Source organism: Variovorax glacialis (genome assembly GCF_051216375.1).
GTDB lineage: Bacteria > Pseudomonadota > Gammaproteobacteria > Burkholderiales > Burkholderiaceae_C > Variovorax.
In genome coordinates this window covers 234746-260817 of sequence record NZ_JBPJZT010000002.1, presented here as the reverse complement: position 1 = coordinate 260817, position 26072 = coordinate 234746, and the positions used below count along the sequence as shown (strand labels likewise).

General features: G+C 65.9%; 26 protein-coding genes, 1 pseudogene and 1 riboswitch. Of the genes and pseudogenes, 12 read left to right on the top strand and 15 right to left on the bottom strand.

The window, feature by feature from the left end; translation table 11 throughout:
* Positions 1 to 25: 25 nt before the first annotated feature.
* On the top strand, positions 26 to 1429 hold the full coding sequence (dnaB, locus tag ACSFBL_RS05640; protein WP_435514768.1) for a replicative DNA helicase: 1404 nt from the start codon (positions 26 to 28) through the stop codon (positions 1427 to 1429).
* Between the two features lie 39 nt (positions 1430 to 1468).
* On the opposite strand, the gene ACSFBL_RS05635 is transcribed toward dnaB, so the two are convergent.
* From ACSFBL_RS05635 to ACSFBL_RS05605, 7 genes are all read right to left on the bottom strand, one after another.
* Complete coding sequence (locus tag ACSFBL_RS05635; protein WP_435514767.1) at positions 1469 to 2176, bottom strand: helix-turn-helix transcriptional regulator; 708 nt, start codon at positions 2174 to 2176, stop codon at positions 1469 to 1471.
* 9 nt (positions 2177 to 2185) lie between these two features.
* Positions 2186 to 2671, bottom strand: coding sequence for an MGMT family protein (locus tag ACSFBL_RS05630; RefSeq protein WP_435514766.1), 486 nt, complete (start codon positions 2669 to 2671; stop codon positions 2186 to 2188).
* Position 2672: 1 nt separating this feature from the next.
* Complete coding sequence (locus ACSFBL_RS05625; RefSeq protein WP_435514765.1) at positions 2673 to 3098, bottom strand: GyrI-like domain-containing protein; 426 nt, start codon at positions 3096 to 3098, stop codon at positions 2673 to 2675.
* A gap of 18 nt (positions 3099 to 3116) precedes the next feature.
* On the bottom strand, positions 3117 to 3566 hold the full coding sequence (locus tag ACSFBL_RS05620) for an EVE domain-containing protein (RefSeq protein WP_435514764.1): 450 nt from the start codon (positions 3564 to 3566) through the stop codon (positions 3117 to 3119).
* A 189-nt stretch (positions 3567 to 3755) separates the two neighbouring features.
* On the bottom strand, positions 3756 to 5501 hold the full coding sequence (locus ACSFBL_RS05615; RefSeq protein WP_435514763.1) for a PhoH family protein: 1746 nt from the start codon (positions 5499 to 5501) through the stop codon (positions 3756 to 3758).
* A gap of 191 nt (positions 5502 to 5692) precedes the next feature.
* Positions 5693 to 6169, bottom strand: a complete 477-nt coding sequence (locus tag ACSFBL_RS05610; protein ID WP_021006537.1) for a peroxiredoxin — start codon at positions 6167 to 6169, stop codon at positions 5693 to 5695.
* Positions 6170 to 6288: 119 nt separating this feature from the next.
* Positions 6289 to 6675, bottom strand: a complete 387-nt coding sequence (locus ACSFBL_RS05605; protein ID WP_435514762.1) for an Mth938-like domain-containing protein — start codon at positions 6673 to 6675, stop codon at positions 6289 to 6291.
* A gap of 66 nt (positions 6676 to 6741) precedes the next feature.
* On the opposite strand from ACSFBL_RS05605, the gene ACSFBL_RS05600 reads away from it, so the two are divergent.
* The 6 genes from ACSFBL_RS05600 to ACSFBL_RS05575 are packed head-to-tail and all read left to right on the top strand — an operon-like array spanning position 6742 to position 12809.
* Positions 6742 to 7965 carry a pyridoxal phosphate-dependent aminotransferase gene (locus tag ACSFBL_RS05600; protein ID WP_435514761.1) on the top strand — a complete coding sequence of 408 codons (1224 nt, stop codon included), beginning with the start codon at positions 6742 to 6744 and terminating at the stop codon, positions 7963 to 7965.
* 51 nt (positions 7966 to 8016) lie between these two features.
* Positions 8017 to 9339, top strand: coding sequence for a homoserine dehydrogenase (locus tag ACSFBL_RS05595; protein WP_435514760.1), 1323 nt, complete (start codon positions 8017 to 8019; stop codon positions 9337 to 9339).
* Positions 9339 to 10754, top strand: coding sequence for a threonine synthase (thrC, locus tag ACSFBL_RS05590; protein WP_435514759.1), 1416 nt, complete (start codon positions 9339 to 9341; stop codon positions 10752 to 10754). The genes ACSFBL_RS05595 and thrC overlap by 1 nt, the downstream gene beginning before the upstream one ends.
* Positions 10755 to 10769: 15 nt before the next feature.
* Positions 10770 to 11315 carry a molybdopterin-guanine dinucleotide biosynthesis protein B gene (gene mobB / locus ACSFBL_RS05585; RefSeq protein WP_435514758.1) on the top strand — a complete coding sequence of 182 codons (546 nt, stop codon included), beginning with the start codon at positions 10770 to 10772 and terminating at the stop codon, positions 11313 to 11315.
* Complete coding sequence (locus tag ACSFBL_RS05580) at positions 11308 to 12555, top strand: molybdopterin molybdotransferase MoeA (RefSeq protein WP_435514757.1); 1248 nt, start codon at positions 11308 to 11310, stop codon at positions 12553 to 12555. The genes mobB and ACSFBL_RS05580 overlap by 8 nt, the downstream gene beginning before the upstream one ends.
* Positions 12556 to 12557: 2 nt before the next feature.
* On the top strand, positions 12558 to 12809 hold the full coding sequence (locus ACSFBL_RS05575; RefSeq protein ID WP_435514756.1) for a MoaD/ThiS family protein: 252 nt from the start codon (positions 12558 to 12560) through the stop codon (positions 12807 to 12809).
* Here the strand turns inward: ACSFBL_RS05575 and ACSFBL_RS05570 are convergent.
* The gene (locus tag ACSFBL_RS05570; RefSeq protein WP_435515324.1) at positions 12796 to 13692 is read right to left on the bottom strand and encodes a 4-hydroxy-tetrahydrodipicolinate synthase family protein; all 897 of its coding nucleotides are present in this window, start codon (positions 13690 to 13692) and stop codon (positions 12796 to 12798) included. The genes ACSFBL_RS05575 and ACSFBL_RS05570 overlap by 14 nt on opposite strands.
* A gap of 242 nt (positions 13693 to 13934) precedes the next feature.
* Between ACSFBL_RS05570 and ACSFBL_RS05565 the strand changes: the two genes are divergently transcribed.
* The gene (locus ACSFBL_RS05565) at positions 13935 to 14411 is read left to right on the top strand and encodes a molybdenum cofactor biosynthesis protein MoaE (RefSeq protein ID WP_435514755.1); all 477 of its coding nucleotides are present in this window, start codon (positions 13935 to 13937) and stop codon (positions 14409 to 14411) included.
* A gap of 111 nt (positions 14412 to 14522) precedes the next feature.
* On the opposite strand, the gene ACSFBL_RS05560 is transcribed toward ACSFBL_RS05565, so the two are convergent.
* On the bottom strand, positions 14523 to 15515 hold the full coding sequence (locus tag ACSFBL_RS05560; RefSeq protein ID WP_435514754.1) for a Bug family tripartite tricarboxylate transporter substrate binding protein: 993 nt from the start codon (positions 15513 to 15515) through the stop codon (positions 14523 to 14525).
* A gap of 93 nt (positions 15516 to 15608) precedes the next feature.
* Here ACSFBL_RS05560 and clpB point away from each other — a divergent pair, with 93 nt between their 5' ends.
* Genes clpB through arfB form a run of 3 tightly spaced genes read left to right on the top strand, consistent with a single transcriptional unit; the run spans position 15609 to position 19029 of the window.
* Complete coding sequence (gene clpB / locus ACSFBL_RS05555) at positions 15609 to 18230, top strand: ATP-dependent chaperone ClpB (protein WP_435514753.1); 2622 nt, start codon at positions 15609 to 15611, stop codon at positions 18228 to 18230.
* Between the two features lie 5 nt (positions 18231 to 18235).
* The gene (locus ACSFBL_RS05550; RefSeq protein WP_435514752.1) at positions 18236 to 18568 is read left to right on the top strand and encodes a hypothetical protein; all 333 of its coding nucleotides are present in this window, start codon (positions 18236 to 18238) and stop codon (positions 18566 to 18568) included.
* A 47-nt stretch (positions 18569 to 18615) separates the two neighbouring features.
* A complete protein-coding gene (gene arfB / locus ACSFBL_RS05545; protein WP_435514751.1) occupies positions 18616 to 19029 on the top strand; it encodes an alternative ribosome rescue aminoacyl-tRNA hydrolase ArfB in 414 nt (137 codons plus the stop codon).
* Here arfB and ACSFBL_RS05540 read toward each other — a convergent pair.
* Together ACSFBL_RS05540 and ACSFBL_RS05535 are read right to left on the bottom strand one after the other, a co-directional pair.
* Positions 18998 to 20719, bottom strand: coding sequence for a SulP family inorganic anion transporter (locus tag ACSFBL_RS05540; RefSeq protein ID WP_435514750.1), 1722 nt, complete (start codon positions 20717 to 20719; stop codon positions 18998 to 19000). The two genes, arfB and ACSFBL_RS05540, sit on opposite strands and share 32 nt — an antisense overlap.
* Positions 20720 to 20798: 79 nt before the next feature.
* Positions 20799 to 21677 carry an AraC family transcriptional regulator gene (locus tag ACSFBL_RS05535; RefSeq protein ID WP_435514749.1) on the bottom strand — a complete coding sequence of 293 codons (879 nt, stop codon included), beginning with the start codon at positions 21675 to 21677 and terminating at the stop codon, positions 20799 to 20801.
* 89 nt (positions 21678 to 21766) lie between these two features.
* Between ACSFBL_RS05535 and ACSFBL_RS05530 the strand changes: the two genes are divergently transcribed.
* On the top strand, positions 21767 to 23008 hold the full coding sequence (locus ACSFBL_RS05530; protein ID WP_435514748.1) for an MFS transporter: 1242 nt from the start codon (positions 21767 to 21769) through the stop codon (positions 23006 to 23008).
* Positions 23009 to 23036: 28 nt separating this feature from the next.
* Here the strand turns inward: ACSFBL_RS05530 and arsC are convergent.
* From arsC to ACSFBL_RS05510, 4 genes and pseudogenes are all read right to left on the bottom strand, one after another.
* Positions 23037 to 23399 (bottom strand): annotated as a pseudogene (gene arsC / locus ACSFBL_RS05525) (arsenate reductase (glutaredoxin)); the annotation flags it as partial.
* Between the two features lie 20 nt (positions 23400 to 23419).
* The gene (locus ACSFBL_RS05520) at positions 23420 to 24094 is read right to left on the bottom strand and encodes a glutathione S-transferase family protein (protein WP_435514747.1); all 675 of its coding nucleotides are present in this window, start codon (positions 24092 to 24094) and stop codon (positions 23420 to 23422) included.
* A 31-nt stretch (positions 24095 to 24125) separates the two neighbouring features.
* Positions 24126 to 24638 carry a 6,7-dimethyl-8-ribityllumazine synthase gene (locus ACSFBL_RS05515; RefSeq protein ID WP_435514746.1) on the bottom strand — a complete coding sequence of 171 codons (513 nt, stop codon included), beginning with the start codon at positions 24636 to 24638 and terminating at the stop codon, positions 24126 to 24128.
* 86 nt (positions 24639 to 24724) lie between these two features.
* A riboswitch (FMN riboswitch) is annotated at positions 24725 to 24882 on the bottom strand.
* A gap of 55 nt (positions 24883 to 24937) precedes the next feature.
* A complete protein-coding gene (locus ACSFBL_RS05510) occupies positions 24938 to 26068 on the bottom strand; it encodes a DNA glycosylase AlkZ-like family protein (RefSeq protein WP_435514745.1) in 1131 nt (376 codons plus the stop codon).
* Positions 26069 to 26072: the final 4 nt, after the last annotated feature.

Below are 26072 nucleotides of genomic sequence, written 5' to 3'. Positions count from 1 at the left end.
AGCATGCAAGGCTGCAAGGAGTTTCATGTCCGCCGTTTTTTCCTACGCCGATAACGACCCGTCGGCCGACCGCCAGATCGCGCAACTGCGCATCCCACCGCATTCGATCGAAGCCGAATCGAGCGTGCTCGGCGGCCTGCTGCTCGACAACGGCGCCTGGGACCGCATGGGCGACGTCGTGGTGGATAGCGACTTCTATCGCCATGAGCACAAGCTGATCTACGCAGCCATCGGCACGCTGATCAATGCCAGCAAACCCGCCGACGTGATCACGGTCTACGAGCAGCTTCAGAATCTCGGCAAATCCGAGGAGATCGGGGGGCTCGCGTACCTGAACTCGCTGGCTCAATACGTGCCGAGCGCCAGCAACATTCGCCGCTACGCCGAAATCGTTCGTGAGCGCTCGATCCTTCGCAAGCTGGTCAGCGCAAGCGACGAGATCGCGACCAATGCCTTCAATACGCAGGGCAAGGCGGTCGACAAGATCCTGGACGAGGCCGAGCAGAAGATCTTCAACATCGGCGAAGAGGGCACCCGCATGAAGCAGGGCTTCCAGGGCATGGACTCCCTGGTGGTCGAACTGCTGGACCGCGTGACCGAGATGGCGGAGAACCCCAACGACATCACGGGAGTGCGCACCGGGTTCTACGAATTCGACAAGATGACTTCGGGCCTGCAACCGGGCGACATGATCGTGCTGGCCGCGCGTCCGTCCATGGGAAAGACTTCCCTGGCGATCAATATTGCCGAGCACGTCGCGCTCAACGAGGGCTTGCCGGTTGCCGTCTTCTCGATGGAAATGGGCGCGTCGCAGCTTGCGGTGCGTATCGTCGGCTCGATCGGCCGGATCGACCAGGGGCATTTGCGCACCGGCAAGCTCACCGACGAAGAGTGGCCTCGTCTCACCGAAGCCATCGAGAAGCTGCGCAACGTGTCCTTGCACATCGACGAAACACCGGGCCTCACGACCAGCGAACTTCGCGCGAATGCGCGTCGCCTGGCGCGCCAGTACGGAAAGCTCGGACTGATCGTCGTCGACTATCTCCAACTGATGAGCGTGTCGAGCAGCATGAACGACGAGAACCGCGCCACGGCGGTGGGCGAAATCTCGCGCGGTTTGAAAATGCTTGCCAAGGAGCTCAAGTGCCCCGTGATCGCGCTGTCGCAGCTCAGCCGTGGCGTCGAAAGCCGCACGGACAAGCGCCCCATGATGAGCGACCTGCGCGAATCCGGCGCCATCGAACAGGATGCCGACATCATCATGTTCATCTATCGCGATGACTACTACGACAAGAACAGCAAGGAGCCGGGCGTTGCAGAAGTGATCATCAGCAAGCATCGCAATGGACCGACGGGCACGGTCAAGCTGGCTTTCCTCAAGCCGCTCACCAAGTTCGAGAATCTTGCCGGGGGCGGCGCCGATTTCTGATCCGCGTCATCGGATCGCTGGTAGCTGGTACGCCGACCGCTACGACTTCTGCGCGTCGTATCTCCGCGAATCCGCCTGCAGGCGCCGCAGCAGATCCGCCAGCGTCTTGCCGGGTTCGTCGAGAAAGCGATCCGGCAGGACTTCGACCTGATCGATGCGGTCGATCCTGAAGCCGCGGAAGTCCTGGCGCAATTCGCACCAGGCGGAAAAAGTCCAGACCTTGCCCCAATAGAAGCAGCCAAGCGGCCGCACGATCCGCTGGCTGGCAGCACCCACGACGTCGCGGTAGTCCATGCGCAATTTCTGGCGCGATTGCACTGCCTCCCGCAAGATTTGAAGACGGGTGCGCGTTCCTTCGTCGAGCACATAGGCCGGCGCGTAGAGCGCCAGGCTCTCGGCGGAAATTCGCGCTGCCGGCGTCAATACCGACAGGATCTTGCAAAGCGCGGATTCGATGTCCCGAGCCATCGCTGGGTCGACCCAGCTTTGCGCAAGCCGCGCGGACGCAACCAGAGCAGCCGCTTCGTCCCGAGTGAACATCAGAGGCGGCACGTCGAAGCCCGCGCCGATGCGGTAGCCGACGCCAGCTTCGCCCTCGATCGGCACGCCTTGGCGCTGCAGGTCCGCCACGTCGCGGTACACGGTTCGCTCCGACACCTCCAGACGCTCGGCCAGAAAGGTCGCGGTCGTGAGCCGCCTTCCCCGAATGAATTGGACGATCTGGAACAGGCGATCTGCGCGGCGCATGGCGCGAGATTAGCGCCCAACGAGCTTTTTCTCGAAATCCTTGACAAAAAATCGCCTTCCGCGCTGTACCACCGTGTGGCCCTCGGATTCAAGACGCCGCATGAGTTCATCGAGCCCGCCCGGGTACTTCAGATTGAGTTCGCCGTTGGCCTTCAAGGTGCGCCAATAAGGCGTGATGTCCTGAAGCCCGGCCCGACGTTCTTCGTCCGCCGCCTGCGCGGCAATGCTCGCGAAGATGGCGGTCGTCACCGTGCAGCCGATGGTGGCTCCGTGCTCGCTGGCCAACTGCTGCCCGATGCCGAAAACGGTGACAAGACGTCCTTCGGGCACCCGCTTCATCGCATCGTCCACCTCGCGGGGGGAGGGCGTCACGATCGTCCCCGGTCCCTGGCGCCGTTGCATGCGCTCCGGAATCGGCTTGACCTGCGGCAGGTTCGGAAAGCCGGCGAGCCTTTCCCGCCAGCTCTTGCCGTTCCTCGCAGTGGGCGGAGGCATGTCAGTCCAATTCAACGCCTATGTGGATGGCGACCTGTTCCGGGCCGCTGTAGGCCTCGAAATCGCTCCGGTAGCGGCGCTTGATTTCAGGGTGCTCGTCGAAATATTGCCAGATCGCGTTCCACACGGACAACACCATCTGCGGCATTTCGCCTTCGATCCGAACCGCCGACGGTCCATCCGAAACCGCAACGCCGGTCGTGATGTCGAATGCGCCGTGCGCGTCGGCTTCATAGGCCGAATAGACGCCGAAGAGCCGCATGTCGTTGACGCGATGCGGCGTCTTTTCGTAGATGCGCTCGTCGAAGAACCGAGTCCACAGAGTGCCGATCTGGGCGGCCTGTGGATCGCTCTCGTCGCGATTGGTCGTTCGCGCGGTGACCCCCGCCACGTTGAAGGAATCAAGACGCTGAAGTTGTGGTTCCATGTTCCGCTCCATGTGAAATCAGAGGGCGAGCGCCCGGGAAGCAGCCTTCATCGCGTCGGCGATCAGGCGAATGTCATGCTCATTGACCTCGAACAACCCGAAGCGGAACTTGTAGCCCCAGCGCTTCGGGTCTTCGACGAAGTCGAACTGCTCGATCAGGGGAAGGATGGGCGTCTCGGTCGCGAGCGCGTAATGCACGTCGCGCCGCCACGGGACGAAGCCGTTGCCCATGTCCGCCTCATAGGGTTCGTCACCGTGCACGACGCCGATCGACACGAAGCTTTGCAGCTTGTCGATGCCGCCCAGCGTAGCGGCGGGTGCGTAGTACGCAATGCGGTCGCCTGCAGCGATTCGCTTAAGGGGGGCGAGCTTGCCGTGGCCGACCTGCATGAAGCCGCCCTCCGGGTTGTCACGTCCACGGCGGGCGTGTTCGGCGCTGGCGACGGCGATCCAATTTCTGCGGTTCATGCCCGCCATGCTGCGCGAGGGCTACTGACAACCTCCTGTCAGCAGCCTGCGCGGCAACTTGGAATCAATTGTTGGCGTGCACTCACACCCCTTCGGGAGCTGTCGCGGAACCGGCTAGGCCGGGCCGCTCGCGGCGCCCCCTGCAAGGGGGTGGGCGGCTACACGAAGTGAGCAAGCCTGGGGGCATGGCTACAACACATCGCTGGCGAAGTCCGCCAGTCGCGAGCGCTCGCCGCGGGCCAGTGTGATGTGACCGCTGTGCGGCCAACCCTTGAACTTGTCCACCGCGAAGGTCAGGCCGGACGATCCCTCGGTGAGATAGGGCGTATCGATCTGCGCCAGGTTGCCCATGCAGATGATCTTTGTGCCCGGGCCCGCGCGCGTGACCAGCGTCTTCATCTGCTTGGGCGTCAGGTTCTGTGCCTCGTCGATGATCACGTACTTGTTCAGGAAGGTGCGTCCGCGCATGAAATTCATGCTCTTGATCTTGATCTTGCTGCGGATCAGTTCATTGGTTGCCGCACGCCCCCATTCGCCTGCGCCGCCGCTGTCGCCCTTGGCCAGGAATTCGAGGTTGTCGTCGAGCGCGCCCATCCAGGGGCCCATCTTTTCCTCCTCGGTGCCGGGCAGGAAACCGATGTCCTCGCCGACACTGACCGTGGCACGCGTCATGATGATCTCCGTGTAGCGGCGGTCGTCGAGCACCTGCGTCAGGCCGGACGCCAGCGCCATCAAGGTCTTGCCGGTGCCTGCCGTGCCGGTCAGCGTGACGAAGTCGACGTCCGGGTCCATGAGCAGGTTCATCGCGAAGTTCTGTTCGCGATTGCGCGTGTTCACGCCCCAGACGGCGTTCTTGATCGAACCGTAGTCCTTCAATGTCTTGAGGACGGCCGTCTTGTCGCGAATTTCGGTCACACGCGCGTACATGCTCGGCTCGCCTGGCGCCTCGAAGTAGACGAACTGGTTGATGTACAGGTTGGGAACGATCGGGCCGCTGATCCGGTAGAAGGTGCTGCTGCCGCTCTGCCAGCTCTCGACCGTCTTGCTCTGGCGCGTCCAAAAATCCGCCGGCAGGGCGAGCGAGCCGGAATAGAGGAGGTCGCCGTCCTCGAGCGTCTTGTCGTTCTGGTAGTCATCGGCAGCGAGGCCCAGCGCACGCGCCTTGACGCGCATGTTGATGTCTTTCGACACCAGCACCACCTCCTGCTTCGGGCGCCCTGGCGCATCCGTGGCGTACAGGTCGCGCAGGGCCTGCACCACGCCCAGGATCTGGTTGTCGGCCTTGCCTTGCGGGAGGCTGGTGGGCAGCGTGTAGTCGAGTGGCGCGGTCTGGAAGAACAGCTTGCCACCGGCTTCGCGGTGGCCCGTGGTGTCTAGCTTCAGGCCCTTGGCAATGTCCGCACCCTGCGCCGCGGCGAGCGCGTCGAGCGTGCGGCTGGTCTGGCGACCGTTGCGGGCGACTTCCGTCGTGCCTTTCTTGTGGCCATCGAGTTCTTCCAGCACGATCATCGGCAGGAAGATGTCGTGTTCCTCGAAGCGGAACAGGCACATGGGATCGTGCAGCAGCACGTTCGTGTCCAGCACGAACAGCTTGGCCGGGCCGTTGGATTTGCTGCGTTTGGTGCGCGGCTGGCTCTGAGGTGCTGCGACCGGCGCGCTCACCCGCGACTCGCGATGGTTGGGCTGCGGTGCTTCCGGCATTGCGGGCGCCGGCGACTTCGCCCTGGGGACTGCCGGGGCTTCGACAGCGCCGCCGGCTTCCGAGGCATGGCGGTCGAACAATTCAAGCGGACGGGGCCCGTTCGACCCGGCGTCTTCGGTTCTGCGATCAGACGAGCGTCGGCCGTTTCTTCCGTGCGAAGAACGGGCGGGCGCGTCGTGCGCGTCCGGCGAAAGCAATGCGGCGCGTTTCGTGGGGGCGGGAGGCAAGGGCATGGGGCAGTTCGCTCGCAAAAAAGAAGAGGCCAGAAAGCGAAAAAGCCGCCTGAAGACCAGGGCGGCTTTGTTCGGTGGATGCGGTCGTGGAGCTCAACGGCATTGGGCCATTATGCACATCGTGTGTGACGCATCCGGCGTTCGTTGCGCCGCACCAACGCGATTGCGCAAAACCTCACACACTTCACAGTTCAAGCGGCTTTCTTGAGCGCTTTCACTGCCTTGAGCACGTCGTCGACATGGCCGGGGACCTTGAGGCCGCGCCATTCGGCCTTCAGTACGCCGTCAGCGCCAATCAGGAAGGTGCTGCGCTCGATGCCCTTGACCTTCTTGCCGTACATGATCTTGTTCTTGACGACGCCGAACATGTGGCACATCTTTTCCTCGGTGTCGGCGATCAATTCGAAGGGAAGCTCGAGCTTCGCCTTGAATTCGTCATGCGACTTCATGTTGTCGCGGGACACGCCGAAAACGGTGGCGCCAGCCTTCTCGAAGTCCTTGTAGCGATCGCGGAATTGCATCGCTTCGGTGGTGCAGCCTGGCGTGTTGTCCTTGGGGTAGAAGTACATGACTAGCACGTGGCCGAGATGCGAGGTGTTCGAGACCTTCAGGCCGCCGGTGGCATTGGCGTCGAATTCGGGAATGGGTTTGTTGACAACGATCGCCATGAAACTTGTTTTCTCCGTTTGATTCCATGCCCGATCCGATCGGGTCATGAAGGATTGGTCGTTGCTAACTGAGGGCGGGACGCCGGTTTGCAACCCGCGATTTTACCCCGAAATGACCCTCACTGCCCAGCGTCCTGCCTCTCGACGAGCAGCGCCGCGACCACGTGACGGCCTTCGCTCGCCAGGATGTTGTAGGTGCGGCAGGCCGCGGGCGTGTCCATGGTCTCCACGCCTGTGCGCTTTGCCATGAGAGGCTGCAGCCAGGCGGCTTGAGGAAAGCGAATCCGTGTCCCGCTGCCGAAGATGATCAATTCGGCGCCCAGGGACGTGAGCTGCGCGAAGTGCTCTGCGCCGATCTCGTCGAAGCGACTGCAGTTCCAGTCGAATCGCTCGCCGCGAGAGCCGACGACCACGCTGGACTCGACCCGTTCATTGTTGATGGCGACCCAGCCGGGGCCGTGTGCCGTGAGTGTCTGGACGTCGGATTTGTCGGGCTGGAGCTTCATCTGGAGGGGGTGGGAACTGTGGTCAAATTATAGGTTTTCCCCTGCGCAGACCCCCTTGGAGGGACTTTGAAACCGCTCAAGAAATCGGCCAAGCTGGCCAACGTGCTCTACGACATCCGCGGCCCGATCATGGACGCCGCGAAGCAGATGGAGGAAGAGGGCCAGAAGATCATCAAGCTCAACATCGGCAACCTCGCGCTGTTCGGCTTCGATGCACCGGAGGAGGTCCAGCAGGACATGATCCGCAACCTGCCGGCATCGGCGGGCTATTCGGACAGCAAAGGCATCTTCGCGGCGCGCAAGGCCGTGATGCACGAAACGCAGAAGCAGGGCATCGCGGGCGTCACGCTCGACGACATCTACCTCGGCAACGGCGCCAGCGAACTGATCGCGATGGCGACCAACGCCTTGCTCAACGACGGCGACGAACTGCTGCTGCCGGCACCCGACTATCCCCTCTGGACGGCGGTGGCGAGCCTTTCGGGCGGCAAGCCGGTGCACTACGTCTGCGACGAAGACAACGGCTGGATGCCGAACCTCGACGACATCCGCGCCAAGATCACGCCCCGCACCAAGGGCATCGTCGTCATCAACCCCAACAACCCGACGGGTGCGCTTTATTCCGACGATCTGCTCAAGGGCATCGTCGCAATCGCGCGCGAGCACGGGCTGGTGATCTTCGCCGACGAGGTCTACGACAAGGTTCTGTACGACGGCGTGAAGCACACCGCCATCGCCAGCCTTTCGAAGGACGTGCTCACGCTCACCTTCAATTCCCTGTCGAAGAGTTACCGCTCGTGCGGCTACCGCGCGGGCTGGCTCGTGGTCTCCGGGGACAAGAAGATGGCGCGCGACTACATCGAGGGCCTGAACATGCTCTCGAACATGCGCCTTTGCGCGAATGTCCCGGGGCAGTGGGCCATCCAGACGGCGCTGGGCGGCTACCAGAGCATCAACGACCTCGTGGGCCCGGGCGGCCGTCTGCGCAGGCAGCGCGACCTGGCGTACGAACTCATCACCGCGATCCCTGGCGTGAGCTGCGTCAAGCCGAGTGCGGCGCTGTACATGTTTCCGAAGCTCGATCCCAAGGTCTATCCGATCGATGACGACCGGCAGTTCTTCCTTGAATTGTTGAAGGAAACCAAGGTGATGCTGGTCCAGGGCACCGGCTTCAACTGGTCGACGCCGGACCACTTCCGCATCGTGTTCCTTCCCCACGAGGAAGACCTGCGCGAGGCCGTCGCCCGCATCGCGAGCTTCCTCGAACGCTACCGAAACCGTGTCGGCTGAGACCCGCGCGGCATCCCGCTCCCATTGCCCCAGAGAAGAATCGAGAATCGAATGAAACCCATCCAAGTTGGCCTGCTCGGCATCGGCACGGTCGGTAGCGGCACCTTCAAGGTGCTGCAGCGCAACCAGGAAGAAATCAAGCGGCGCGCAGGTCGCGGCATCGAAATCACGATGGTCGCCGACCTCGACACGGCGCGCGCGAAGGAAGTCGTCGGCGAGGGCGTACAGGTGGTCAACGACGCGCGCGCCGTGATCGCCAATCCCGACATCGACATCGTGGTCGAGCTCATCGGCGGCTACAGCATCGCGAAGCAATTGGTGCTCGAGGCGATTGCGGCCGGCAAGCACGTCGTCACCGCCAACAAGGCGCTGCTCGCCGTGCATGGCACGGAGATCTTCGCGGCCGCGCATGCGAAGGGCGTGATGGTGGCCTTTGAGGCGGCGGTCGCGGGCGGCATTCCGATCATCAAGGCGCTGCGGGAAGGACTCACGGCCAACAGCATCCAGTGGATCGCCGGCATCATCAACGGCACCACCAACTTCATCCTGTCGGAGATGCGGGACAAGGGCCTGGACTTCGGCACCGTGCTGAAGGAAGCGCAGCGCCTGGGCTACGCCGAGGCCGATCCGACCTTCGACATCGAAGGCGTCGACGCCGCGCACAAGGTCACGCTGATGAGCGCGATCGCCTTCGGCATCCCGGTGCAGTTCGACAAGGCGCACATCGAGGGCATTACCAAGCTCGCGGCGCAGGACATCAAGTACGCCGAGCAACTGGGCTACCGCATCAAGCTGCTGGGCGTGACCAAGCGCAAGCCCCAAGGCATCGAGCTGCGCGTGCATCCCGCGCTGGTGCCTTCCAAGCGCCTGCTCGCGAACGTCGAAGGCGCGATGAATGCCGTCGTGGTCAACGGCGATGCCGTCGGCACCACGCTCTACTACGGCAAGGGCGCCGGCAGTGAGCCAACGGCCAGCGCGGTGATCGCCGACCTGGTCGACATCGCCCGCCTGCACACGGCCGACGCGGCGCACCGCGTTCCGCACCTGGCCTTCCATCCCGACGCGATGAGCGACCTGAAGGTCCTGCCGATGGCCGAGGTGGTGACCAGCTACTACCTGCGCCTGCGCGTGGCGGACGAAGCCGGCGTGCTCGCGAAGGTGACGGGCCTGCTCGCGAGCGCCGGCATCAGCATCGATGCGGTACTGCAGCGCGAAGCCGACGAAGTGGGCGGCGAGGGCTCGACGCAGACCGACCTGATCATCCTCACGCACGACACGCGCGAAGGCACGCTGGACGACGCGCTCGCCCAACTGCAGGCACTCCCCACGGTGCTGGCGCCGATCGTGCGCATCCGCAAGGAAGAGCTGTCCTGATGCGCTACCTCTCCACGCGCGGCCATCCGGACCGCCGACGCTTTTGCGAGATCCTGCTGGAAGGCCTCGCGCCGGACGGCGGCCTTTACCTGCCCGAGCAGTATCCGAAGTTCGACGCGGTCACGCTGTCGAAATGGCGCGCGCTGCCGTACGCCGAACTCGCCTTCGAGATCCTGTCGCTCTACATCGACGACATTCCGCCGGCCGACCTGAAGGCCATCTGCGCGAAGACCTACACCGCCGACGTGTTCGGCACGCCGGAGATCGTTCCGCTGCGCGAACTGGAAGACGGCGTCTATCTCGAAGCCCTGTCCAACGGCCCCACGCTGGCGTTCAAGGACATGGCGATGCAGTTGCTCGGCAACCTGTTCGAGTACGAACTGGCCCGCCGCGGCGAAGAACTCAACATCCTCGGCGCGACCAGCGGCGACACCGGCAGTGCGGCCGAGTACGCGATGCGTGGAAAGAAGGGCGTGCGGGTCTTCATGACCTCGCCCGACGGCCGCATGAGCCCCTTCCAGCAGGCGCAGATGTTCAGCCTGCAGGACGCGAACATCCACAACATCGCCATCACAGGCGTGTTCGACGATTGCCAGGACATCGTCAAGGCCGTGTCCAACGACCTGGGCTTCAAGCGCAAGTACAAGATCGGCACGGTCAACTCGATCAACTGGGCGCGCCTTCTCGCACAGGTCGTCTATTACTTCGCGGGCTACTTCCAGGCGACGGCCAGCAACGACAAGCAAGTCAGCTTCACCGTTCCGTCCGGCAATTTCGGCAATGTCTGCGCTGGACACGTGGCACGCATGATGGGCCTGCCGGTTCGCAAGCTGGTGGTCGCGACCAACGAGAACGACGTGCTCGACGAGTTCTTCCGCACCGGCATATACCGCGTGCGTTCCGCCGCCGACACGCACGAGACATCGAGCCCGTCGATGGACATCTCGAAAGCCAGCAATTTCGAGCGCTTCGTGTTCGACCTGGTCGGCCGCGATGCCGCCAAGGCGCGTGGACTGTTCGAGACTGAACTCGGCCGCGCCGGCCGCTTCGACCTGAGTGTGGACCCCGTCTTTGCACAGGCCGCGAGCCGCTTCGGTTTCGCGAGCAGCCGCAGCACGCATGCCGACCGCCTTGCCACCATTCGCGACACCGACAAGCGCTTCGCAACGCTGATCGACACGCACACGGCCGACGGGCTCAAGGCCGCGCGCGAGCACCTGGTGGCCGGCGAGCCCATGATCGTCCTGGAGACCGCGCTGCCCATCAAGTTCGCCGAGACGATCGTCGAAGCGCTGGGCCACGAGCCGGAGCGTCCGGCACGCTTCGAGGGCATCGAGGCGCTCCCGAAGCGCGTCGTCAAGCTGCCGGCCGATGCCGAGGCGGTCAAGGCCTACATCGCACAGCACTGCGACTGACGCGACAGGCGACGCATGAAAGTCATCGGCTTGGCCGGTTTCTCGGGCGCGGGCAAGACGACGCTGGTCGAGCGTCTGATCCCCGCCCTCAAGCGGCATGGGATGCGTGTGTCGGTCGTCAAGCATGCGCACCACAAGTTCGATGTCGACCACCCCGGCAAGGACACCTACCGGCACCGCGAGGCGGGCGCTTTCGAGGTGGTGGCCGCGTCGGACAAGCGACTCGCGCTGATGCGCGAATTCGAGCAGCCTACGCAACTCGACGTGCACCAGCTCGTTGCCGAACTCGATGCGCGTGTCGACTGGGTGCTGGTCGAAGGCTTCAAGCACATCGACATGCGCAAGATCGAGGTCTGGCGTGCGTCCGCCGAAGGCGAATCGCCCCGGCCTGCGCGCTATGCCGACGATGCATTCATCGTCGCCGTCGCGACCGACGATCCGGGCAAACTTCCCGTGACCACCGACCTGCCCGTCTTTGACCTCGACGACGTCGATGGCATCGTCGACTGGCTGCTGATGAATGCCGATCGTTTCGACTACAAGGTGAAGCACCATGGCTAGCACTTCCCCGCGTCCGCCCTTGATGGCCCTCGATGAGGCACTGTCGCGCCTGCTGGCCTTTGTCACGCGAGACGTCGGAGCCGAGAGCGTGTCGACTTTCGAAGCGGACGGGCGCGTGTTGGCCCAGGACGTGGTGTCGGGCCTCACCGTGCCGCCGCGCGACAACAGTTCGATGGACGGCTACGCGGTGCGGATCGCCGACTGTGCGGCGCCGGGCGCCGTGCTGAAGGTCGCACAGCGTATTCCGGCGGGGACCGTCGGCACGCCGCTGGTCGCGGGCACGGCCGCTCGCATCTTCACGGGCGCGCAGATCCCCGAGGGCGCCGACGCGGTCGTGATGCAGGAAGACGCGGCGGCGCTGCCCGAAGAAGGCGGCCTCGGCAGCGTCCGCATCGAGATGCCGCCCACCGCGGGCCAGTGGATCCGCCGCGCCGGCGAAGACGTGGCCACCGGCGATGTCGTGCTGTCGAAGGGCGAACGCCTCACGCCCGCGGGGCTCGGGCTCGCCGCAAGCGTCGGCCTGGCCCAGCTGCAAGTCTCGAAGCGGCCCCGCGTCGCGCTGCTGTCGACCGGCGACGAACTCGTGATGCCCGGTGAAGTGTCACCCGGCGAAATGAAGCCGGGCTCCATCTTCGCTTCGAACCGCTTCTTCATGCGCGCGCTGCTGCATCGCTTCGGCTGCGAGGTCAACGACCTCGGCATCGTGCCGGACCGGCGCGACGCGACGATCGAGGCGCTGCGCGCCGCCTCGCTGAGCAACGATCTGATCATCACCACCGGCGGCGTCTCGGTCGGCGAGGAAGACCACATCAAGGCCGCGGTGCAGCACCTGGGCCAGCTCGACCTCTGGTCGCTGTCGATGAAGCCGGGAAAGCCCTTTGCGTACGGCCGCATCGGCGACGCTCATCTCACCGGCCTGCCGGGGAATCCGGTGTCGAGCTTCATGACCTTCCTGCTGCTCGTGCGTCCGTTCCTGCTCGCGCTGCAGGGGGTCACGCAGCTGGCGCCTCGGGCGATTCCGATGCGCGCCGATTTCGACTGGCCTCGCCCGGATCGCCGACGGGAGTTCCTGCGCGCGCGGCGCAATGCCGCCGGCGGGCTCGATGTGTTCCCCAATCAAAGTTCTGGCGTGCTCACGTCCATGGTCTGGGGCGACGGCGTGATCGACACCCCCGCTGGGCAGCCGTTCAAGGCCGGCGATACGGTCCAGTTCATTCCGATGGCCTCGCTTTTGGGCTGAGCATGAAGATAAACGTCCGCTATTTCGCCTCGGTGCGCGAGGCGCTCGGTAAGGGCAGCGAAGCGGTCGAAACCGCCGCACCCGACCTCGGTGCGTTGCGCGACGAACTGATCGCGCGCGGCGAGCCGCACGCCAGCGCGCTGGCCCGCGGCAGGGCCGTGCGCATGGCGCTCGACAGGGTGATGAGCGGCGAGGGCGCCTTGCTACAAGAGGGCAGCGAGGTCGCCTTCTTCCCGCCCGTCACGGGCGGCTGAGCTCGGCCTGGATTCGCAGCAGGCGCTCGCGAAGCGCGTCCCGCGCGCGCGTCATCGGCGCTCGCAACTCGTCCTGCATCCAGCCCTCGTTGGCCAGCACGGCCTTCAATGGGCCGGGATTGGCGTCGCCAAAGAGCGTTTCAATCAGCGGTAGCAGGGGCCGCCACTGTGCACGGGCATCTTCCAGCCTTCCCTCGCGGAGGAGCCGCAGGACGCTGACGAAGCGTTCCGTCTGGAGATGCGCGCTGGCAGCGATGGCGCCAGCACCGCCTTCCGCGACGGTGCCGAACATTTGGGCGTCTTCGCCGGCCAGCACCTGCAGCCGACCATCCGCGATCAGTGCCCGGGTCTTGGCCATGTCGCCGCCGCAATCCTTGATGGCGCGAATGCGCGGGTGGCCGGCGAGTGCGAGGAGCGTCTCGCGGGCGATGGAACTGCCGGTGCGATAGGGAATGTCGTAGACCACCACCGGCACCGCACTGACGTCCGCAATGGCACTGAACCAATCGGTCAGGCCTGCCTGCGAAGGCCGGATGTAGTGCGGCGCAGGCACGAGCAGCCCGGCCAGCTTTCGATCGCCCAGCCGCCGCGTCCACGCCAGGGTCTTGCCGAGGTGATAGCCCGAGATGCCCATGATGCGCGGCATCGCTGGCGCGGCCCAGGCAACGGTGTCGAGCGCTGCCAGTTGCTCGTCGCTGTCGAGCGAGGCCGCCTCGCCTGTCGAACCGCACACCACGAAACCCGCGATGCCGGTGGGCGCGAGTCGCTCAGCCAGCCCCGCAAGCGCGGAACGGTCTACCGCGCCATCGCGAAACGGTGTGACGAGCGGAATCCAGAGGCCCGAGAAGTCGGGGGACGGAGAAAGAGAGTCTTGCACGCGAATTTCCTTCAGGAATCGACCGGTGGAACAACCACCGTCGGATGCGCGCGCACAACCAGCTTCGACCTGAGCCTTGCAGTTCCGTCGCTCATCCGACGACGGAACCGAAGCTCCGGTCAGACGAGCTTGGGTTTTTTGGCTTTGCCTTGCAGGCGCGCGCAGCCAGGCTCTTCGCGAGAGGAAGCGGGGTGGTGCAGCACGCTGGGAGGCATCGCCGCAGTCTATCGCAGTGCCACAATCCCCGAATGACCGGTGCACGCGTTTCGATTCAGACGGAAGATTTCGACTTGCAGAAGGAGGTCGCCGCGTTGCGTGCCGGCGACGCGCGTGTGGGTGCGGTCTGCAGCTTCATCGGCATCGTCCGCGACCACAACGACGGAAGCACGGTCGCCTCCATGGAACTGGAGCACTACCCCGGCATGACCGAGCAGGCGATCGAGGCCATGATCGACGAGGCCCACCGCCGCTTCGAAATGCTCGGCGCCCGCGTGATCCACCGCGTCGGGCTGCTCCAACCGCTGGACCAGATCATGATGGTCGCCGTCATCTCGGCCCACCGCGGCCAGAGCTTCCAGGCCTGCGAATTCCTGATGGACTACCTCAAGACCCAGGCGCCGTTCTGGAAAAAGGAACAGACCCCCGACGGGGCCCGCTGGGTCGACGCCCGCGTAGACGACGACGCAGCCTTGGCCCGCTGGGGCATCACCACCACCAACGCCTGAGGCGCGCCCAGATGCGTGAGCTGCGGTGGAACCGGCTCCGCCGGTCCACCCGCAGCGCCCCCGGTAGGGGGTGTCCGAGCACACGAAGTGAGCGAGGCTGGGGGCGAGCAACTATTGCGGAGTGAAGCCGCTAGCCTTGATGATCTGCTCCCAGGTCTGCGTGTAGCTGCGCACCCGACCCGCGAATTGCCCCTGCGGCATGAAGTCGACCGTCAGGCCCATGGCGACCAGGCGCTCGCGCACATCGGGCATCGCCAGCACCTTCGACAGTGCTTCCCCGAAGCGATCGATCACCGGCTGCGGCGTGCCCACGGGCGCGAAGATGCCGTAGTAGGGTAGGTCCTCCAACCCCGACAGACCGAGTTCGGCGAAGGTCGGCACCTGCGGCAGCACGGCCTGGCGCTTGCCGCCGATGACCGCGACGACGCGGATCTTGCCCGCCTTCTGGTTCTCGATGAAGTCGGGAACGGAACCGATGCCCGCGCTGATCTGGTTGCCCAGCATGTCGGCCATCATCGGCGCGCTGCCGCGGTAGGGCGCGGCCTGGAGGTCGAGCTTGTACTTGGTGCCGATCAGCTTGACCAGGAATTCCGGGATCGAAGCGGGCGCCGGCACGCCGATGGTGTCCTTGCCGCCGCGCTGGTTCCGGACCCACGCCACGTACTCGTTGATCGACTTGGCCGGCGTGCCGCCCGAAACAGCCAGCGCGTTGGCGAAGGTCGCGAAGCCCGCAACTGGCACGAAATCGCGCGCTGGGTCGAAGCCGGGGCTCTTCACCACCAGCGGAAGGATCGAGATCGAATGGTCATGCGACAGGAAGAGCGTGTGGCCGTCGGCCGGCGAAGCCTTCAGTGCCTGCGCGGCGATCTGGCCGCCCGCGCCCGCACGGTTCTCGACGACGACAGGGGTGCCCAGCTGGTCCTTGAGCTTCTCGGCCAGCGTGCGGGCAATGACGTCGGTGCCACCGCCGGCCGGGAAACCGACCAGCAGCCGGATCGGCGTACCGGCGGGCTGTGCCAGCGCCAATCCCCCGACGGCCAGCAGGCCGGCGGCGAAAACACCGCGCATCAGGCGCGAGGCGCCACCCCATGTTGACTTGAGCATCTATCGACTCCAAATGATTGCTTGATGGAAAAAAGTCCGAACGGTCTTGATATCGCTCCGGAACAGCCCTATTTTGAATGCAGGAATCAAGCCATGCGCCAAGACAAACTCACCACCAAATTCCAGGAAGCCCTCGCCGACGCCCAGTCGCTCGCCTTGGGCAACGACAACCAGTACATCGAGCCCGCCCATCTTCTGGTCGCCATGCTGCGCCAGGACGACGGGCCGCGCGCGCTGCTGGAGCGTGCCGGTGCCAACGTGCCCGGCCTGCTGACCGCTGCCGAGGCGGCGATGAAGAAGCTGCCGCAGGTACAGGGCCACGACCAGGTCCAGGTCGGTCCCGAACTCGGCAAGCTGTTGCAGGCGACCGAGAAGGAATCGATCAAGCGCAATGACCAGTTCATTGCGAGCGAACTCTTCCTGCTCGCCCTGGCCGATAGCAAGGCCGAGATTGGCAATCTCGCGCGCAGCAACGGCGTGACGCGCAAGTCGCTCGAAGCCGCGATCGAAGCCGTGCGAGGCGGCCAGGGCGTGAACAGCGCCGATGCCGAAGGCCAGCGCGAAGCGCTCAAGAAATACTGCCTCGACCTCACCGAGCGTGCGCGCCTGGGCAAGCTCGACCCGGTCATCGGCCGCGACGAGGAAATCCGCCGTGCCATCCAGGTGCTGCAACGCCGCACCAAGAACAACCCCGTGCTCATCGGCGAACCCGGCGTGGGCAAGACGGCCATCGTCGAAGGACTCGCGCAGCGCATCGTCGCGGGTGAAGTGCCCGAGTCGCTCAAAGGCAAGCGCGTGCTGTCGCTCGACATGGCCGCGCTGCTCGCGGGTGCCAAGTACCGCGGCGAGTTCGAGGAACGCCTGAAGACCGTGCTCAGCGAACTCGCGAAGGACGAGGGCCAGACCATCGTCTTCATCGACGAACTGCACACCATGGTCGGCGCCGGCAAGGCCGAAGGCGCGATGGACGCGGGCAACATGCTCAAGCCGGCGCTCGCGCGCGGCGAGCTGCACTGCGTCGGCGCCACCACGCTCGACGAATACCGCAAGTACATCGAGAAGGACGCCGCCCTCGAGCGCCGCTTCCAGAAAATCCTCGTGGGCGAACCGAGCGTGGAGGCGACCATCGCCATCCTGCGCGGCCTGCAGGAGAAGTACGAAGTCCACCACGGCGTCGACATCACCGACCCGGCGATCGTCGCCGCGGCCGAGCTGTCCGACCGCTACATCACCGATCGCTTCCTGCCCGACAAGGCCATCGACCTGATCGACGAGGCCGCGGCCAAGATCAAGATCGAGATGGACTCCAAGCCCGAGGTCATGGACCGCCTGGACCGTCGGCTGATCCAATTGCAGATCGAGCGCGAAGCCGTGCGCCGCGAAAAGGACGAGGCTTCGCAGAAGCGCCTCGGCCTGATCGAGGACGAGATCACCCGACTGCAGAAGGAGATCGCCGACCTCGACGAAATCTGGCAGGCGGAGAAGGCACAGGCCCAGGGTAGCGCGCAGATCCGAGAGGAGATCGACAAGATCAAGTTCCAGATCGCCGAGTTCACCAGCAAGGGTGACTTCAACAAGGTCGCCGAACTCCAGTACGGCAAGCTGCCCGGGCTGGAGAAGCGCCTGAAGGAAGCGCAGGACACGGAAGCCAACAAGGGCAAGTCCAGCGCGCCCACCTTGCTGCGCACGCAGGTCGGCGCCGAAGAGATCGCCGAGGTCGTGGCGCGCGCCACCGGCATCCCGGTCTCGAAGCTGATGCAGGGCGAGCGCGACAAGCTGCTCATGATGGAGGGGAAGCTGCACGAGCGCGTGGTCGGCCAGGACGAAGCCATCGGTGCGGTCGCCAATGCGATCCGCCGCTCGCGCTCGGGCCTGTCGGACCCGAACCGCCCCACCGGTTCCTTCCTGTTCCTCGGCCCCACGGGCGTGGGCAAGACCGAGCTGTGCAAGGCGCTCGCGGGCTTCCTGTTCGACAGCGAGGATCACCTGATCCGCGTCGACATGAGCGAGTTCATGGAGAAGCATTCGGTCGCGCGCCTGATCGGCGCGCCGCCGGGCTACGTGGGCTATGAGGAAGGCGGCTACCTGACCGAGGCCGTTCGCCGCAAGCCCTACAGCGTGCTGCTGCTCGACGAGGTCGAGAAGGCGCACCCCGATGTCTTCAACGTGTTGTTGCAAGTGCTCGACGATGGTCGCCTGACCGACGGCCAGGGCCGCACCGTGAACTTCAAGAACACGGTGATCGTGATGACCAGCAACATCGGCTCGCCGATCATCCAGTCGATGGTGGGCCGGCCGAGCGAGGAGATCAAGGAAGCCGTCTGGGACGAGTTGAAGAACTACTTCAGGCCCGAATTCCTGAACCGCATCGACGAGACCGTCGTGTTCCACGCGCTCGACGCGAAGAACATCGAGGCCATTGCCGCCATCCAGCTCAAGGTGCTACAGGAGCGTCTCGCGAAGATGGACCTGGGCCTCGACGTGTCGCCGGGGGCGCTGGCGGAGATCGCCAAGGTCGGATTCGACCCGGTGTTCGGCGCGAGGCCGCTCAAGCGGGCGATCCAGCAGCGCATCGAGAATCCGTTGTCGAAGCTGCTGCTGGACGGAAGCTTCGGGCCGAAGGACACGATCGTCGTGACCACCGACCCGATCCAAACGCCCGGGCAGTTCACGTTCCGCAAGGCCGGGGAACAAAGCGCCGAGGCCGTGGCCTAAGTTCGATGCTGAACTTCTTCCTGCGCCTCGTCCTGTTCTTTCTCGGCCTGATCTTCGCGGCCAGCCTGGCCGTTGCCGTGATCCTGCTGGCGATGGTCTGGGGATTGCGCTACGGATGGGCGCGCCTCACCGGGCAGCCTATCCAGCCGTGGGTGATGCGCTTCGATCCGCGCGGCGGCTTCGACCGCTTTCGCGCGGCGGGCCGGCCTGCGGAGCCGACGGCCGCCGACGTGGTCGCTGCGCGGGCGCGTGGGCAGGAGGCCGACAGCCCGGTGCGTCTTCGCGATCCGGGCCAGGTGACCGACGTGCAGGCGCGGCCGGTATCGCGCGAAGACTGAGTGCCGGGCGGCCCGACGAGGGGCCTCCGCGCAAGCCAGAATAGCGGATGCCTTCTCCGCGCCCACCCGTCCTGATCGATCCGCTGGAGGTCGAGTTCAGCGCCATCCGCGCGCAAGGCGCGGGCGGACAGAACGTCAACAAGGTTTCGAGCGCGGTGCACCTGCGCTACGACATCCCGGCCAGCTCATTGCCCGATGACTTCAAGGAGCGGCTGCTCGCCTTGCGCGACAGCCGCATCACGCAGGAAGGCGTGCTGGTATTGAAGGCCCAGAAGCACCGCAGCCAGGACATGAATCGCGCCGACGCGCTGGCGCGCCTGCAGGAACTGGTCGACAGCATCGCCACGCCACCGCGCGCGCGTCGTGCCACCAAACCGAGCTATGGCGCCCGGCAGCGCCGGCTCGAAGGCAAGAGCCAGCGAGCCGAAATCAAGAGCTTGCGTGGACGGGTGAAGGAGTGAGGTCCTCCTCCGCACGCGGCGTCCGGCAGGCAGTCGCAAGTGCCACCAGCGCTTCGCCGTCGGTCCGGTAGCTGAACAGCATCGGCCCCGGCGCCAGCAGCCCGGCGCGTTCCAGCACCTGCTGCGCAGGCAGCTTGAGTCCCGACATGTGAAACCGTACGCCGTGCGATTCGAGCAGGCGGCGAATGCTGCCGAAGACTTCAGCGCCCGTGATGTCGACCCGGTTGATCGGCTGCGCGAAGAGGCACACGTCGGTCAGGCTCGGTTGCTGCGCCAGCGCAACGGTGATGGCACGCTCCAGCGTGCTCGCGGAAGCGAAGTCGAGCTCGGCATCCATGCGCAGCGCATAGAGGTTCGGCGCGAGCGGCGGCAGATGCCACAGATGACGGTCGCGCAGGCTTCCGTCGGGATGCAGGCCGACCTCGATGATGCGCGGGTGCAGATGGCGATACATGTAGTGCGCCAGCGCGGCGAGAAGACCGCCCAGCACGCCCCAGTAGATCGACGGCGCCGTCGCGATGGTCAGCACGAAGGTGCCGATCGCGATGGCCGCCTCGATCCGCGAGATGCGCCACAGCGCCACGAAGGTCGACGGCCGCAGCAGGCCGATGGTGGCGGTCGCCACGATCGATGCCAGCACGGCCTGCGGCACGTGATAGAGCAGCGGCATCGCCCACAGCAAGGCGGCCGCCACCACGGCGACGCTGAAGAGCGTGGCCCATTGCGTCTTGGCGCCCGCATACAGCGTGATGGCCGAGCGCGAGAACGACGAGCTGGTCGGGAACGAACCCGTCAACCCCGAGGCGATCTTGCCCAGGCCCTGGCCGATCAGGTCCTGGTTTTCGTTCCACAGCTTGCCGGCGCGCGCGTTGTCCACCTTGGCGCTCGATGCCGTCTCCAGAAAGCTCACGAGCGTGATCAGGAAGGCGGGCAGCAGCAGCGTGCCCAGCTGGTTCATCGACAGCCCGCCTGGCCAGTAGAACGAGGGCAGGCCCGACGGCAGCGTGCCGATCACGGCGCCACCCTTCAGCGCGTAGCCGGTCGCAGCGCTGATCGCGCCTGCGACGGCGACCAGCGCCATGGTGGTCGGGAAGCGTGGCACCCATCGCTTGCCGAGCCACAGCATCGCCATGCCGCCGAGCCCGAAAGCGATGGCGACGTAGTCCGGATGCGGACCGTGGAGCACCTGCAGGAACGAACGCCCGGTGAACCCAAGCAACGCCGGCAATTGCGACAGCGTGATCAGCACGGCCGCGCCCTGCGTGAAGCCCATTAGCACCGGCGAATTGACCATGCGCAAGAGCCAGCCGAATCTCGCCGCGCCGAGCACTACCTGCATCAGTCCCGACAGCAGGGTGAGCCAGACGGCGAAGGCGACCCATTCGGTGCTCCCCGGAATGGCGAGCGGCGCGAGGGAGGCGCCGACGAGCAGGCTCGTCAATGCCGTGGGCCCCACCGACAGCCGGGCCGATGAACTGAAGAGCAGCGCGACCAGCGCCGGCAGCAGCGCGGCGTACACGCCGGTCACCAGCGGCATGCCGGCCAGCGCCGCGTACGCCACGCCCTGCGGAATGACCATCAGGGCGACCGTGACGCCGGCCATCGCTTCATTGACGAGCAGGGCCCGGTCGGGGCGCGGCCAGGAAAGGAAGGGGAACCAGCGCGCGAGCTGGTGACGGTTCAAGGCCATGGCCTCGGCACGCGAATGGGTGGGAGATGCACCCGGCGATGATACGAAAGCAGCACGCGCCGTTGCGACTCTGGGTCGGCTACGGCTTCCGCTTGTGCTGGAACGCCGTCGGCGATTGCCCCGTCGCCGCCTTGAACATCGCGCAGAAGGCGCTGTCGGTCGCATAGCCGCTCGCCGATGCCACCTGGCTCACCGCCATCCCACGCGCGAGCAGGGGCAGTGCATGCGCGAGCACGGCTTGCTGTCGCCACTGCTGCCAGCTCATGCCGAGCTGATCGCGGAACAGGCGCGCCACCGTGCGCTCGCTGGCGCCGATCGCGTCGGCGCGCTCCGCCAGCGTGGCACGGTTGGCGGGGTTGCGCAGCAGTGCCTCGCACAGCTGGCGCAGCCGCTTGTCCGAAGGCAGTGGCACGTCGATGCGGATCTGCGTCGCGCGCTCGAGTTCGTCGACGAGCAGCGGCGCGATCCAGCGTTCGCGCTGCGCCGCGTGCGGATCGGCCGGCGGCAGGCCGTCCGGCGTGGTGTCGAGCGCCAGCATCAGCGCCCGCATCAACGGGCTGATTTCCAGCACTTCGCACTTCTCCCAGGTCGGCCCGAGCCAGCTGTGCAGATAGACCGTCCGCAGCTCGGCGTCCTCGATCAGGGTGATGCTGTGCGACATGTCCGCCGGCACCCACAGGGCGCGGGACGGCGGCACGATGTAGCTGCCGTCCTCGGTGCTCAGGCGGATCACGCCGCGGGTCGAGAAGGTGAGCTGCGGCCACGGATGACGGTGTAGCTCGACGAATGTGTCGGCCTTGAGGAAGTGCTCCTTGGCCCGGAGCGGCCGCAGGGCGGTCGGCTCGTAGAGATGCGGCGTCAGCGGCCCGACGCTGGTGGTTGGGGCGGGGTAGGGCGGAGTCGGGCGTCTGATGGCCGTGTCGGCGGGTTCCAGGGACGGGACGGCTGTGGACGGCATGGTTTCGACAAATGTTGTCTCTGTATCGCCATTCTGCCGCGCCGTGCCGCCTTAGGATCGACGCCCGTCCCAGTTTCTTGTTGCAATCCATGTCTTCCACTCACGCGCCCGCAGCCACGACCACCCTGGGCTCCGACGCCAAGCTGATCGGCCTCGTCGGCCTGGCCCACGCCGTCAGCCACTTCAGCCAGCTCGTCCTGCCGCCGTTGTTCCCCTGGCTCAAGGACGCGTTCAACGTGAGCTATACCGAACTGGGCGCCGTGCTCACTGTCTTCTTCGTCGTCTCCTGCATGGTGCAGGCGGCCTCGGGCTTCATCGTCGACAAGCTCGGCCCGCGGCCGGTGCTGTTCGTGGGCCTCGGCATGCTCGGTCTCGCGGCCTTCGGGTATGCAATGGCGCAAAGCTACTGGATGCTGCTCGGCTGCGCCGTGGTGGCGGGCGTGGGCAACGGGGTCTTCCATCCGGTCGACTACACGCTCTTCAATCGCAAGGTGGCGCCGACGCGGCTTGGCCATGCCTACAGCGTGCACGGCATCACCGGCAGCCTGGGCTGGGCGCTGGCGCCCGCCTTCGTAGTGCCGCTGGCCATGGCTTTCTCGTGGCGCGTCGCGCTGGCGTCGGCGGGCACCGTGGCGGTGGTCGTGCTTCTCATCCTGTGGGTCAATCGCAGCGTGTTCGCGCTGGACGTGAAGGCAGTGCAGAAGGCGACCGGCACCGATGGCGCCGGAGGCAGCGAGTTCGCTTTCCTGAAGATCCCGGCGGTCTGGATGTGCTTCGGTTTCTTCTTCTTCTACGCGATGGCGTTGAGCGTGGTGCAAACCTTCGCGCCCGCCGCTGCGGGGCGCCTGCACGCCGTGCCGCTCACGCTGATCGCCATCTGCCTGACCATCTACATGGTCGCCAGCGCGGCGGGCATGGTGGTGGGTGGGTTCCTGGCGTCCGACCCCTCGCGCTGCGAGCGCATCGTCGGTGCCGGCTTCGGCGTGGCGGCGGTCATCGCGCTTGTGCTCGCCCTGGCGGACTTCGCGCCCTTCCTGGTGCCGGTGATGTTCGGTGCGATGGGTTTCGCGGCCGGCATTGCCGGGCCTTCGCGCGACCTGCTGGTCAAGCGCTCGACGCCGGCGAACGCCACGGGCCGTGTCTATGGCGTGGTCTATGCGGGCCTGGATATCGGGCAGGCCGTGGCGCCGCTGATCTTCGGCCGGCTGATGGACCATGGCCAGTACGCGAGCGTGATTGTCGGGCTGGCGGTGGTGCAGGGGGTGCTGATCGCCAGCGCGTTCAACGTGCGGCGCGTCCGGCGCGAGGCGCTGGTCCCGGCTTCGGCCTGACGCGCGCCTGCGGCTCGCGCTACTTGTTTGGCAGGATGTCGAGCACCTGCTCGGCAGGCCGGCACAGGCGGGTTCCGATCGGCGTGGCGACGATGGGCCGGTTCAGGAGAATCGGATGCTCGACGATGAAATCCAGGAGCTGGTCGTCGGTCCACTTCGGGTTGCCGAGGCCGAGTTCGTCGAAGGGCGTTCCCTTCTGCCGCAGCATGTCTCGCACCGGGACGCCCATGGACTTCACGAGCTCGCGCAACCGCGCCTTGGTCGGCGGCGTCTTGAGGTACTGGACGATGTCGGGCTCGAAGCCGTTGTCGCGGATCAACGCCAGCGTGTTGCGCGAAGTGCCGCACGCGGGGTTGTGAAAGATGGTGATGTTGGAAGACGTGGATGGCATCGCGCTATTTTCTGCGTTGTTCAGTCCGCCGGACCTTCCCAATCCGGCGTGAAAGGAAAGCGCGCCGCCCAGAAGTCGGCGAGGCGAGGATCCGTGTCGACCCGACGAACCACCTCGGCCATGCGCGGCGCTTCGCGATAGAAGCGGCTGCGACGCGGCGTCCACCGTGACACCACCGTCACGTAGATGTCGAGCATGCTCATGCGATCGCCCAGCAAGTAGGGCGTGCCGCTCGGCACCTGGGCGTCCATGAGGCGCCAGCACTCGGCGATGCGGTCCGCGGTGCGTTCACGGATGATCGCTTCGCCCTTCGCATCGGCGGCAAGCCGGGAAGGCTCGTCGCGCACCCAGAACATCGAATAGATCGCGGCGGGGATGTAGGTCATCCACCGCAGGTATTGCGCGCGCACCGGGTCGCCGACGCGGGGCGCGAGGCCCGCTTCCGGATACCGGTCGCCGAGCCAGATCAGGATCGCCGCGCTCTCCGTCATGACCTCCCCGGAGGGCAGCACCAGTACCGGCGCCTGGCGCATCGGATTGACGTGGCGCAACCGTTCGCGCTCGGCTTCGCCTTTCCAGGGCGCCACGTCGACGACCTCGACCGGCGCACCGATCAGGGTGAGCGCGGCATGCACCGGGGTGGCGCCTGAACCGGGCGCACCGTAGAGGGTGTAGGGCGTCGGTATGGCATCCATCGCCAAAAGCCTACACCGCTTCGTGCGGAACTCAAGCGGCGATCAGCGCATCGACGCGGCGCAGGCCGTCGAGGGTCTTGACGCAGGCTTCGGCCGCTTCGGTGCCCTTGACCGCGAAGTGGGCGTGGAAGTACTTGCGATGCTCGATGTGCTCGTGGAAATGATGCGGCGTGAGCACGGCCGACAGGATCGGCACGTTGGTCTCCAACTGCACCGTCATCAGCGAATTCACCACCGTGCCCGCGACGAATTCGTGCCGGTAGATGCCGCCGTCGACCACCAGCGCGCAGCCGACGATGGCGGCGTAGCGGCCCGAGGTCGCGAGCCGCTTGGCATGCAGCGGGATTTCGAACGCGCCCGGCACGTCGAACACGTCGATGGTGTCGAGCGGCACGCCCTGGCGCTTCATTTCGGCGAGGAAGGCGTCGCGCGCCTGGTGGACGATGTCCGAATGCCATTGCGCCTGGACGAAGGCGATGCGCTGGCCGCGCGGCGCATCCGATGCCGGGATGGCGGAGAGGGGAAGGTCGTTGATCTGACTCATGGTGTGCCTTTTAAAGGTTTTCCTGAATCAGGGCGCACGAACCCGAAACCCGGCACGCGCGCAAACGCACGGGCCCGGCAACGGGATCGCGCTCTCTTTCATCCGGACTGTGACCGTCGGCCCCGGGATCTCACCAGGTCTGCTGACCCTGCAACACATGGCGTGCCGCAGGCGCTCGCGGGCTCGTGCTGCTTTCGCCGCCATCACCGCCGGTGGGGAATTGCACCCCGCCCTGAGAACGCTGTTCCGGCCTAAGCCGGAACGAGGCAGATTCTAGGCAAGACGGCGAAAACGCGCTGTCACGAAAGCGGCAAGCCCTCGGCTTGCGGGCGGGGATCGGGGCGCCCGGCGAGAAACGCCGTCATCCGATGCAACTCGTCATCGACCGCCGCCCGGAACGCGGGGCCGGTCGGCTTCTTGCCGGCATAGCCGAAGGTGGGCTGCAGCTGCCCCTGGAGGAACGATAGGTTGGCCCATCCGATCACACGATCGTGCAGCAGCACCGGCAAGGCGTAGTAGCCGAACTGCCGTCGGGGCGCCGGTGTGTAGGCCTCGAACTTGTACGTCCAGCCCCAGAGCAGTTCGAAGCGCCGGCGGTCCCACACGACGGGGTCGAAGGGCGCGAGGAGACGGAGCGACTCGTCCGGCGCATGGCGGCGCGAAGCCGGGTTCTCGTCGGCCGGCCAGTACCAGGTGGTGCCGTCGATGTGGCAACTGGCGAATTCGTCGCGCGCCAGGCGCAGGGCCGCCTGCGTCTGCGCGGAAAGGTGCGGCGCGCCGTAGCCCAGCAGGCGCACGAGGTAGGTCAGGCTGGAGGACGGCAGAGGTGCGTACTTGCGCAGCACCAGATCGATCAGGGCCGCGGCGCGTCGCGCACGGGCGGCGGGGCTGTCGTCGGCGGGAGGATGCGTCACCGCCTCGTAGATCCGCGTGCCCCCTTCGCGCCGCTTCACTCGCAGCATGCCGCGGTAATGCATGCCGTCCAGCAGATGCGTCGTTGCATTGCTCGAGCCGCCCCAGTAGTTCGTCACCCGGCCGTGCGCGAAATGCTGTTCCACCAGCCGCGGATGGACCGGTCCGCGCTCGCGCACGAAAGCCAGCACGTCCGCGGCCTTGCGGCGCGTCTCGGCGTCCCAGGCACGGGCCGCCTCGCGCGGGTGCATGAGCGCGAGATGCTCGCGCGGCAGGAAGCCGTAGTTGACGAGGCAGTCTTCCTCGATCGGAAGTCGCGCGTAGCGGCGCTCCAGATCGCCGGCGTGGTAGTCCTTGACGCGGTGGCGCAAGGTCAGGTCCTGCGCGCGCGCGGGTGCACGGATCGGGTCGGCCTGCACGAAGCCGAGCCGCCGGATGGCCTGCGGCAGGGAGGTGGCGTTGAAGAGCGTGCGCGCTACCGCGTAGCGGCGCAGGTCATCGAGGGTCGGTGCGGCCATGCGG